The 10,451-nt window shown below is 61.4% G+C and carries 9 protein-coding genes; 3 read left to right on the forward strand and 6 right to left on the reverse strand.

Translation table 11 applies throughout. The features are described from left to right. Positions 1 to 347 precede the first annotated feature (347 nt). A complete protein-coding gene (gene pdxY / locus BLT62_RS12745) occupies positions 348 to 1,199 on the forward strand; it encodes a pyridoxal kinase PdxY (protein ID WP_083364402.1) in 852 nt (283 codons plus the stop codon). A gap of 28 nt (positions 1,200 to 1,227) precedes the next feature. On the opposite strand, the gene BLT62_RS12750 is transcribed toward pdxY, so the two are convergent. After that, on the reverse strand, positions 1,228 to 1,884 hold the full coding sequence (locus BLT62_RS12750; RefSeq protein WP_083364403.1) for a histidine phosphatase family protein: 657 nt from the start codon (positions 1,882 to 1,884) through the stop codon (positions 1,228 to 1,230). Positions 1,885 to 2,302: 418 nt separating this feature from the next. On the opposite strand from BLT62_RS12750, the gene BLT62_RS12755 reads away from it, so the two are divergent. Beyond that, positions 2,303 to 2,764 carry an SRPBCC domain-containing protein gene (locus tag BLT62_RS12755; protein ID WP_172829704.1) on the forward strand — a complete coding sequence of 154 codons (462 nt, stop codon included), beginning with the start codon at positions 2,303 to 2,305 and terminating at the stop codon, positions 2,762 to 2,764. Between the two features lie 510 nt (positions 2,765 to 3,274). Here the strand turns inward: BLT62_RS12755 and BLT62_RS17720 are convergent. Further along, positions 3,275 to 3,799, reverse strand: a complete 525-nt coding sequence (locus BLT62_RS17720; protein ID WP_156786344.1) for a hypothetical protein — start codon at positions 3,797 to 3,799, stop codon at positions 3,275 to 3,277. Between the two features lie 224 nt (positions 3,800 to 4,023). Continuing rightward, positions 4,024 to 4,434 (reverse strand): NucA/NucB deoxyribonuclease domain-containing protein, encoded by a 411-nt coding sequence (locus tag BLT62_RS18450; protein ID WP_456238014.1) that lies wholly within the window; start codon positions 4,432 to 4,434, stop codon positions 4,024 to 4,026. A 2-nt stretch (positions 4,435 to 4,436) separates the two neighbouring features. Here BLT62_RS18450 and BLT62_RS12760 point away from each other — a divergent pair, with 2 nt between their 5' ends. Further along, on the forward strand, positions 4,437 to 4,838 hold the full coding sequence (locus BLT62_RS12760) for a hypothetical protein (protein WP_083364405.1): 402 nt from the start codon (positions 4,437 to 4,439) through the stop codon (positions 4,836 to 4,838). Between the two features lie 496 nt (positions 4,839 to 5,334). Here BLT62_RS12760 and BLT62_RS12765 read toward each other — a convergent pair whose 3' ends face one another. The 3 genes from BLT62_RS12765 to BLT62_RS12770 form a co-directional block, all read right to left on the reverse strand. Next, positions 5,335 to 7,749, reverse strand: a complete 2,415-nt coding sequence (locus tag BLT62_RS12765; RefSeq protein WP_083364406.1) for an AAA family ATPase — start codon at positions 7,747 to 7,749, stop codon at positions 5,335 to 5,337. After that, a complete protein-coding gene (locus BLT62_RS17725; RefSeq protein ID WP_156786345.1) occupies positions 7,742 to 8,242 on the reverse strand; it encodes a hypothetical protein in 501 nt (166 codons plus the stop codon). The genes BLT62_RS12765 and BLT62_RS17725 overlap by 8 nt, the downstream gene beginning before the upstream one ends. Positions 8,243 to 8,313: 71 nt before the next feature. Next, positions 8,314 to 10,050 (reverse strand): SIR2 family protein, encoded by a 1,737-nt coding sequence (locus tag BLT62_RS12770; RefSeq protein ID WP_172829705.1) that lies wholly within the window; start codon positions 10,048 to 10,050, stop codon positions 8,314 to 8,316. Between the last annotated feature and the right edge of the window lie 401 nt (positions 10,051 to 10,451).

Consider the following 10,451-nt stretch of genomic DNA (forward strand, 5'->3'; position numbering starts at 1 on the left):
GCCCATCGAGGCTAGGACCTTCGACCGCTTCTTTCCCTAGAACGAAAGCGGCACGAATCCTGGACGGATCAGAGAGCCTGAAAGTCGCTGACAACGCGCCGGAGTCAGCGTCCGATGAGCAATTGCGTCACCGCATGGAATTTCAGCCCGGAGATTGCCCCGAAAACGCAAGATCGCCCTCGAGTTTCCTCGAGGGCGATTCTGTTTGGGCGGTTTCGCGAAACCCGTCAGCGCGCGGATCGTTGACCACCACGAAACGTCTTTTCCTGCGTGCACTGCAAGATTTTCCTCTCGCCGTGCTGCGTGTGCGTCCGCGAGTGTCGATCAACTGTCGGAAGATTGATGTCGTGAAGATTCTCTCGATTCAGTCTGCCGTCGCCCATGGCCACGTTGGCAACTCAGCGGCGGTGTTCCCTCTCCAGCGCATCGGAGTCGAGGTGCTGCCGGTCAACACGGTGAACTTCTCCAATCACACGGGGTATGGCGCGTGGCGCGGCTCCCTCATCGCGCCGGAGGATGTTCACGACGTGATCCTCGGCATCGAAGAACGTGGTGTGCTCCCCCAGATCGACGTCGTGCTCTCGGGCTACCAGGGCGGCACCGGGATCGGCGACGTCATCGTGGATGCGGTGCGGCGGGTGAAGGCGGCGAACCCCTCGGCCATCTACGCGTGTGACCCGGTGATGGGCAACGCGAAGTCCGGGTGCTTCGTGGCGCCCGAGATCCCCGTCCTGCTGCGGGATCGCGTGGTTCCCGTGGCCGACATCATCACTCCGAACCAGTTCGAGCTGGGATTCCTCACCGGCACCGAGCCGACGACGGTGGAGTCAACGCTCGACTCCGTCGACCTCGCCCGGGCGATGGGGCCCAGCACCGTTCTCGTGACAAGCGTGGAGCGCCCCGACCGCGAGCCCGGCACCATCGAGATGCTCGCGGTGGATGCCGCAGGCGCGTGGATCGTGCAGACTCCGCATCTGCCGTTCAAGGCGAACGGATCGGGTGACGTCACCGCGGCGCTCTTCTCGGCGCACTACCGCGCGACTGGCGACGCCGCTGTGGCACTGGAACGGACCGCGTCCAGCGTGTTCGACCTCATTGAGCTGACGCATCAGTCGGGAGAGCGAGAACTGCAGCTCGTGCAGGCGCAGGACGCCTACGCTCATCCGCGGATGCAGTTCACCGCCCAGCGCGTGCGCTAGGGAATCAGATCTTTCCTTGGGTTGGGCACTAGCTCTCTGAGGGCACCATTGGCAGTTCGGGTCCGTAGTTCCACGACAGGATGGCCGGCTGCTCGCGGTAGTAGCTGAGCACGGAGACCGATCCGGCGTCCAGCGTGATTTGCGCACCGAATCGCGGGGCCAATCTCAGGTACACGGCTGTCAGAATGCGCAGGAAATGGCCGTGTGCGACCAGGGCGACATCTCCCTCCTCCATCGCGGGCAGCACGCGCGTGAGCACGCGCGATGCGCGGGCGGCGACCTCCTCGACCGTCTCACCGGGCGTGTCGCCGCGGATCACGCCGTGGGTGAATGCGCTCCAGTTGTAGCCGAGCTCGCTGCGGATTTCGCGCGTCGTGCGGCCCTCGTACCCGCCGTAGTCCCACTCGACGAGAAACGGGTCGACCTCGGCATCCAGGCCCGCGAGCTCAGCGGTGTGCCGCGCACGCTGCAGGGGCGAGGTCAGCACGAGCGAGAAATCGTATCCGGCCACGAGCCGGCCCGCACCGCGGGCCAGGTCCTCTCCCCGGGCCGTGAGCGGGATGTCCGTGAGCCCTGTGTGTTTCCCCTGCTTCGACCACTCCGTCTCCCCGTGGCGCAGGAGAATCAGCTTCCCTGTCGGGTTGTCCGGAGCGGGATGGTTGGGCAGCGGGTCGATGACGGACATACGGCAACAGTAGTATCGTGCCCCGGATTCCAGCCGAGAGAGATTGTACGCTTCCAAGGAGAACAAGATTGGGCCGCTGCCACACACCTCCCATGGGGATGGCTGGTTCTTGCTGCGGGTACGTGCGTCTAGTCGGCCAATCGGTCCGATCCGAAAATCAATCACAAGGACTCGCGGCGCCAGTCATGTCGAGGCGAATCCGGTGTCAGAACCCTTGTAGATCAGTGCAGAGACTGATGCCGGTTAGGCTCCGACATCCCACGGACCGACCGCTGATGCGTTGCTACTCGCGTTCACGGGTTCTCTCGCCCGAACGCGAGTCGCAATGACGGGTACGCTCATTGAGGCGCATTGCATTTCACGTGCCGTTCGGCGGGCAATGTCCCGTCGCGCTCAGCTCGAACGAGAAGGAAACACCGTGTCTGATCACGCAAGAGTCAAAGGCCACATTGTGACCCGCACCGTGCACATCGAGGCCTCGCGCGCGCAGGTCTGGAAGGCGCTGACTGACCCCGCGGAAATGGCCAAATGGTTCGGAGACAGTGTGGAGTTCGCCGCGCTCGAGCCCGGTGCTACCGGCAGCATTGACTGGGACGGCTACGGCAGCTTCCCGATCGAAATCACCGAAGTGGCGCCCGACGCCTCGTTCGGCTTCCGTTGGTCGGGAATCCCCGCCGAAAAGCTCGACGAGTACTCGACGCATGTACGCTTCACAATCTCCGATGCTGGCACCGGGACGGATGTCACGGTGATCGAATCGGGCTTCGACACACTCCCCGGCGGTACCCGCTACCGTCGCGAACGTCTTGACCAGAACCGAGAGGGCTGGGACGTCGAACTCGACGAGCTGGTGCTCCTTCTCGAGGGTGTCACCCAGTAGTTCACGATGGGTGGGTCGCTCGACGAGTTGGCCCCAACTTTGCTCAGCCGATAAGCAGCGAAGATACCGATCCGCCTCAAGGTCGCTGACGAGCAGGAAGTCGCTCGGCACAACTGCTCAGAACACGACGCCGAGCTCCAAAACCCACGAAACCGTGCGGAAACCAAGAATCGCTCCAGATTTTAATCCGGAGCGATTCTGTGTGGGCAGTTCTGCGAAGAGTTTGGAGAACGGCCCTTTGCTGGGCTGTTCGCGAAACCCGCCAGGACGCGGTTCGCAGGCCGCCACCAGATGCGTTTTCCTCCACATCGAGTTCCTTTTTCCTCCATGCCTGTCGCGGATCCGCTCAATCCGCGGGAAGAGCTAGCCATCGTGGCGGATCACCGCAGACTAGAGAGTCAACCGAAGGTGCAGCTGTCCCATCCGACGCTCACCGACTCCCGTAAGCGCCGGGTGAATGGTCAACCGGACTTCGGTCGCAGGCGAATCCAGACGCCGTTAGTCTGCGCCTCAGCGTCCTGCTGTCTCATCTGGATCCGGCTGAGGATCTTCCACGTCAGCAGGTGCAGGTGCCGCCGGCATTGTGCTTGCATGCATTCCGCCGATCAAAGTTTGCGGTGGGCGTTCCTTCACAGAAATGATCCACGATCTGCCAGCCCGTGAAGCCAACGCAATCAGCACAGCAGGGCTTGCGATTTCAGGCCAGCTGACAAACAAGTATTCCTCGGTCGCTTCGGAAACTGCCGTGTCGTAAGCATCGTCGCGGCCGCGAGCGTGGACCCGAATCCGGTAGGGGCCAGGGCCGAAACCATCCAGGCGAGGACGGTTGGCAGCTGGACGCTCCAACGCCCCGCAGAGTACGAGCGGGCCTTCCTCGGCGATGACAGAAAACTCAGCGATGTCCTCCCAAGACATATCGGTGACCGCCGGCCGCTGCGCCAGGCTTCCGGTAGTAACACCGATGGGCCCAGACCACACACCCGTTTGAAGCTCCACACCTTCCGGCCCGTCAACGATGAGGCCGGTGCTGTCCACATTTGAGCTGAACCGAGGAGGGGCCAACCTGCAGTTGAGAAGTCGCACGCTATGCCATTGGGCAAGAGCTTCAAAGCGCCCGTTCACCCCGTCCCCCTTCACGCTTTGCCGACAACCGCCACATAGAACGGGTCACGGTCAAGGATCCTCAACAGCTTGTAAACCTGACTCTGCAAAAGGGAGCCGGCCAAACTGTTCTCGGCCGCATTGATCATGCATGTGCTCTATCCGACCGAACCCGTTGACGGGACACCAGAAAACGTTTTCTGGCACCAGTCCCTGGTTCGCACAGTACCACCGCCTTTTGACGCCCCTTGATAAGTGGACGCAAAGGGGTACTCGTCGCATGACAACCCCGATAGCTGAGGCCGGCTGCGCGGGCACACGGTCTCCCGGTAGAGGTTCTGCAGCGGGGTGTTCACCATCCGGTAGAGCGGGTTCCGGTCCACCCCGATTGGAAGCCCACCGGGCAGTCCGGATGCGTGAGCTCCTGCTACGCGCGCCCCGAACGTCAGGAACTGCGTCATCGAGTAATAGGCGGCGCCAGTCATGACACCAGGAATCACGCATCCCGGCCCAACACCGGGGAGGGTGTTGTCGCAGCGCACATGCGGTGCCGGCTTGGTGGTCATCATCGATGGCGTTCGACTACGGCACGCGCGAGTGGGAGGAGTTCCACACCCACGCCCGCAACTCGATCGAGTCCCTGAACTCACAAGTCAAGGGCGGCGGCACCGAGGACATCCAATACCCCAGCCGGCGCCAGGTGCGCGGCTTCGGCGCCGCACAGGTCGTCATTACGATGCGACTGGTCAACTTCAACCTGCGGAAGATCGCCGCCTTCATGAGCGACCAGTACAAGGAAGACGCCAACCGGAACCTCGCCGGCGACCCCGTCGAAAAGAAGCTCCGCCGCCGCGACCGCGACTTCTACAACCGCTACACCGACACCCTCCCGCCCGGCGTCGAAAGACCGAACCGCCTGAAGAAACGCGGAACCGCACCCGACGACACCGGCGGGCCACCCACCACCGAGTAGCAGCACACCCACGCGTTCAAATGCTGCCCGAGAGGGCGACGCTTCCAGGCGCACCGAAGACTTCGGTGCGCCTGGAAGTCGTTAACGAGCGTCGAAATCCCGCGGCGAGAGCGCCGGGACGCCGAGTTCGCGCCCCGTCATCCATGAATAGGCTCGGGACATAAGAAATCGCTCCGGATTCTCATCCGGAGCGATTCTTTATGGGCAGTTCTGCGAAGAGTTTCGAGAACGGGCCTTTGGTCGGGCTGACAGGATTTGAACCTGCGGCCCCCTGGAGGATTCGGCCCCTTTCGGGTCCTCACCGGTCGTCTCGGGAATCCGCGGTTTCCCTAGCGTTAGCACGGAACCAAACGGTTCAGTGCCTCTGGTTCTACCCGATCGGTTCCGGTCGATCACGGTTGATTGCGATGGGTAGATGGTGGCCACGAGCCCCGAAACAGATCGTCCGGAAATCCGACGAGGTTCCCCCACACATCTTCGGTCGAGAAGATCGAGGTTAGTTGGCTATTGCGATGTCTGGCGCCCAAAGGTGCCGAGTGATGCCTTGGTCTCCCTCGGTCGCGCGTTCACCGAGTTCAATGGTGATGAGCTCATCGCCTTCGTAGGCAGGGCTGAGCTCGAGAGTTAGGTAGTCAAACAGCTCGCGTTCGTGGACGGCGATGATGACTTGCCGGTCGTTCTGCTTCGAAAGGAGGCGGATGAGGGCAGCGAACTGTGCCACATGCACTTCGTCCATAGCTTGCACGGGGTCATCGAAGACGAGGCACGGGACGAGAGGGTCAACGGCGAGATGGAGTGCGAGGAACAGGGACAGTGCTGCAGTATTCAGGTTGCCCGCAGACAGCATCATTTGAGGCGGGCCGCTGGCTTCGCCATTGCGGTGGGTGGTCTCCAGCTTGATGTCGAACGTCTTCTTTGTTGCACTGGGGATACCGAAGCTTGGGATAAACCCTTCGTTCGGGGCGAGCCTGGTGAAAACGGTCTTCCAGACTTCGTTGAGGGAATCGGTGAAGACGCGGTGGACGACGTTGGTGCGTGCCTGTGTTGCGGCTTCGTGGACCTGCTTCGCTACAACTTGGCGGCGCTTCGCTTCAGCGAGACGGTCGTCCCATAGCTTCTTGTGTTCAGCGATTTCGGCGAGGCGTTGACCAGCGGCGGATTCATGTTCGAGCGCGGCGACGAGGCGAGCCGCGTCGACGTTTGCTTTCCGGTATCGGTCTGCCTTGTCGGTGATGCGGGCGACTTCAGCTTTGGCGGTTTCGAGCAGTTCCTCCGAAGCCGTCTGGAACGAATCAAATTTCGGAACCGCGGAGATTCCCAGAATGGCCGCGTACCTGGCGAGCTCACTGCTGATGTGGTTCTCTTCTGAAGTTGCGGCTTCAAGGTCATCGAGTGATAGTTGAAGGTCACCCACGCGTCGAGTGAGGTTCGTCCCAATGGACTTGGCGGCTTCGATTTCTCCGACTTGGGCGGTGAGCTCAACAAGGGTTGCGTGACGCTGCTCGGCGGCCTGCTGCTGGTCGGTAGTTAGGAGCCGGGCCATGAGTTGGGTGTGTTCGATTTCCAGCCGAGAAATCCGTGCCGCAAGTTGATCGCGCTCACTCCGCAGGTCGACAAGTTGCTGTCCGTGACTTGTGAGCTCAGCCAGCTTCGTGTCGATGTGCGTAAGAAGGCTGTGGTGACCGATTTCGGCGAAGTCCCGGTCGCAGACCGGGCACGTGTTGCTATCGTCGATGACGCTTCGGACTGCAGCTAAGCCTTCGACGAGGGCACTTGAAAGCTCATGAGCATCGGCGAGTCGCATCTGAAGCGCGTCCAACCCAGCTCGGTCGGCCTCCAGTTGCATGCCGACCGATTCCGCCTGCGCCCGCATATTGGAGGCATCTTTCAGATCCTGGAAGGCCAGTCTCGTGGCCTGCTCGACGGCGATACGCGGTTCACTGCGCAGGTTTACACCAGAAGCCTGGGCTGCCGTTTCCCAAGCCAGGACCTTCCCCCCGCTCGTGGCCTCCCACGCCTTCTTGTCGGCGGTTGCGCCCGCCAACGCATTGTGGGTCTCCTCGATTCGTTGCCGGGTCGGGCGTTCGACCAGCGCCGAGATGCGACCGCCAAAGGCCACAAGTTCCTGATGGAGCGCTGCAGCGGCGGCAAACTCGGCACGGATGGCATCGTCGTTGAGCGCCGACCGGACGAACTCAAGAAGGTCCAGATCAGAGCCTTCGTCAGTCGTTCCACGATCGAGTCCAGCGACGGTCTCGCGGGTCGCGGCCCGCGCATCGGCGACCTCCGTCCGGAGCTCAGTTCGCAGAGAGGTCTGTTCCTTGAGTTGTGTCGCTGCGGCCTTCGCTTCGCGGTCGGCCTCGTCGACGCCGACCGCAAGTTTCTTGAAGAGCCTGAAGTCATTTGAATCGCTAAGCCCGCCTCGAAGTGCGTCCAGCTTCTCAAGACCAAGGAGCTCGTTCACGAACTTCTCGAGCGCGGTCTGTTCGTTACCTTCGCGGGCTTGGTAAAGGTCCAGGAGGCGACCCAGCGATGCCTGGTCTAGGTAGCACCGTTCAGCGTAGAACGTCGCGGCGGCGGCGTTGAAGGCCGGGGTACCTTCCAAGCGCGCGCCGTTCACGGTCAGCGGGGTAGCGGGCGTTCCGCCTTGCAGATAGTCGGCGACGTCGGCTCGAACGGTCGCGTAGGACTGTCCGAGGAACGGTAGGTGCGCTCGGTAGCGATCGGATTGACGTTCCATGCTACGAATACCACCGGTCAAGGCGAGTTCGAGCGCAGACAGAACGCTAGTCTTTCCTGTGCCGTTTGGGCCGTGGATGAGAACTATGGGTGCATCGAGAGGCAGCTCCCGGGTGCCTTCTAAGCGCCGAAAGTCGGAGACCATCAAGCGTCGGATGGGGACGTTACTCATCGTTGTCCTCTACTTCGTCGGTCCAGCCTGCTCCTGTATTCGCGTAACGGCGCAAAGTTTCCCGTACCGCGTGGGGCCCATCGGCAGCAGCATTGATGAGCGCGATGTGGTCCGATGTCGCTTTCAAGGGACCAAGCACCGCCATCACTTCGTTGATTGGATCTCTTCCGTGAATCAGGTCTGCGTTCGGCAGTTTCAACGGTACGAGGACAGCAACAGCTTCTTCAATCTCCGCGATATCGGGGGTGGAGGACGCGATAGGGAGGATTCGAGCGTAGCGCTCCAACTCGATCCGATCTGAGGCGGCGATTCCGCCGAGAAGTACGAGACTCACAGGTCGGCGCGACGCGGCCAGATCGAGGGAGCGGGCTAATCCTGCAACGAGACGCTGCAAACGCCGGCGAGGAACTTGGTCGGTCGCAATCAGAACTAAGTCATGCGAAGTATTCATTCCGCGGGCCGCAGCCTCGAAGTCGAACTCCGTGCCGACCACAGTCAGAGGCTTCGGAAGTCGCTCGAATCCAGCGCTCTCTAGCACAGCGAGGACATCTTGAACGCTCGTCATCAGAACCCTCCGGCAAGTTTGAACGCCTCATACAAGTCATCAGGTGATGCCGTGTCAGCGATGCTAGATGCGACGCTGAACCGTCCGGCGCTAGCCTTGCCATCACGACCGAAGCGAGATTTCGGTGACCGGGTCTGCGCCGGGGGCTCTGTATCTGCGATGACGATCAGCACATCCTCATCGCTGTCGTCGAACGAACCCTCCAGCTCAAGCTCCGTCAACGTCGTGGAGTCCTTCACAAAGAACACACGGGCGTTTCGTTGACCAGTAACCAGACGAACGACACCATCGCCGGCTGCCCTACTATCGCCCTGCACAGCTGACCAGTGCCCCGATGCAAGTCCGCGACCAATTAACGCCAGCGCGACGCCGAGCCGCCCGAACTGTTTCGAAGGGTAATCTGCGTTCAGAACCGCCTGTGCGATGGGGCGATCGGACAGCGGTACATATCGCCCGCCACCGGCAGTCGGCATCCTGCCCGCACGAAAGACAGTCAGTCCCAAGTTGGTTAAGTCGATAAGGCGGGCAGCGAACTCTCGCTGAAACTCCACAATCGCCGAGTGTTCGAGCGATTCTGGGTCGTCGGGGTCAGCATGGCTGGCTGCCAAATCGCGGAGGCCAAGTAGATCCGTCTGCAACTGCCGCACGGCTGCCGAACCCCAGACCCGCTCGATTTCATGCTCAACCAACATGCTTAGCTTCTCGGTGAGCGACGACAAGACCAAGGCCAACAATGTTGATTTACCGTACGCGCCCAGAAGGGCGGACTCTGCAATGACGCCGGCGTTCCCCTGGTGATTCGAGCCATACGTAATCTTGAGAAGATTCCGGTGATAAGACTCCAGGTGCTCCTCGCTGAGCACAACCGCAGGCGGTGACGCTGGCCACGGCCGAGCCAAATCCTGGATGGCTCCTGCGAACACCGTATGGAGGTTGGCATCCTGCGCCGATAGACCAAGCATCAACGTCAACCGGTCCGTGTACAACACCTCGAGGTGCTTACGCATCGACCGATTCTCCGGCTGCTCAGTCCACCTCGAAATCTGTGATTCACGTGCGATGAGCAAATCCCGATACTCGGGCTCTTCATCTCGGGCACGAACCGCACAGCCATGGAACTTGATGACTTCGATACGCGGCCCGGTCATGCGGAAATCGTCCGGCTTCACAGCAACCCGGACAAGCGAGCCAAACGCCGGAGTCAGTTCGCCCAGTGCCTTCTCAAGGAGCCCATCCCAGTTCGCGGTGACCGCCGACGCGACCAGCCCCTCCAGCATAAGGATCGCGATGCAGTAGTGCTCCACATCAGGCTCAAGGTCCGGTGACCCATACGTGTTCGGGACGTCGAGGCCCGTCCAGACTAAATAGTCCTCGGGCTTGTCATCGCCCACGAGCACATCGAGAACACGCGAGTAGTTCGTGACCAGCGTTGAGAGGATGCGATCGCGCAATGGCCAGTCCTCGGCCGGCATCGAAAAATCGACGCTCTCCAGCTCTTCGCGCCCCAGCCCGGCGAGGCGCAAAACCTCGCTGAGCGCGGCGCGGTACTCACAATCCGCGTCGTCATTTACGATCTTCGACCGGAGGTGCTCCACAACACGTTCGAGGAGCACATAGACATTCGGCACCCTGTCGCGAGAGATGCCCGAACCAAGCCACAGAACGTATTGGCCTTCGTGGAAGGCGGCGGTGAACTCGGAAAAGGTCGAGCCGAACCGTTCGAGAACGGCTGGCACCGTCCTCACAAACCCAGCCGTCATCCCCTACCCCGTCCAAGTGCATTCAGTCTCCGCAAGCCGCGGACGGTTCGTACGCCAGCGTTCCCGAACCATCTTGCCATGCGCGGGTCCTGCGCGCCGAACCAGGAGGTCGGTCTGGGCACGTCTCGACCCGCACTAGGCGTTTCTGAGCAGTGAGGGTTACTGCGCGAAGCAGTGGAACCCTTCCAAGTCTCTGTTAGAGAGCATGTCCCTGACGTCGGCGCCAAGCCCACCCCCGGACCTTGATCCACAGTCGTCCCGAAACGTCACTCAGGCGGGCTTACGCATGACTCCGGGGTCAGATCATATGAGCGCGTCCTGGGGTACATGCTTCACAGGGTCCTGGTCCCCTTCTGTTCTCTTCTCCTCAATGGGAG

Origin of the sequence: Microterricola viridarii (assembly GCF_900104895.1) — a bacterium.
GTDB lineage: Bacteria > Actinomycetota > Actinomycetes > Actinomycetales > Microbacteriaceae > Microterricola > Microterricola viridarii.

What these genes read in the sequence shown, in the direction of transcription:
- BLT62_RS12760 (WP_083364405.1), top strand. Translation starts at nt 4,437, where the DNA reads ATGGCGTTCGACTACGGCACGCGCGAGTGGGAGGAGTTCCACACCCAC.
- BLT62_RS12750 (WP_083364403.1), bottom strand. Translation starts at nt 1,884, where the DNA reads ATGTCCGTCATCGACCCGCTGCCCAACCATCCCGCTCCGGACAACCCG.
- BLT62_RS12765 (WP_083364406.1), bottom strand. Translation starts at nt 7,749, where the DNA reads ATGAGTAACGTCCCCATCCGACGCTTGATGGTCTCCGACTTTCGGCGC.
- BLT62_RS18450 (WP_456238014.1), bottom strand. Translation starts at nt 4,434, where the DNA reads ATGATGACCACCAAGCCGGCACCGCATGTGCGCTGCGACAACACCCTC.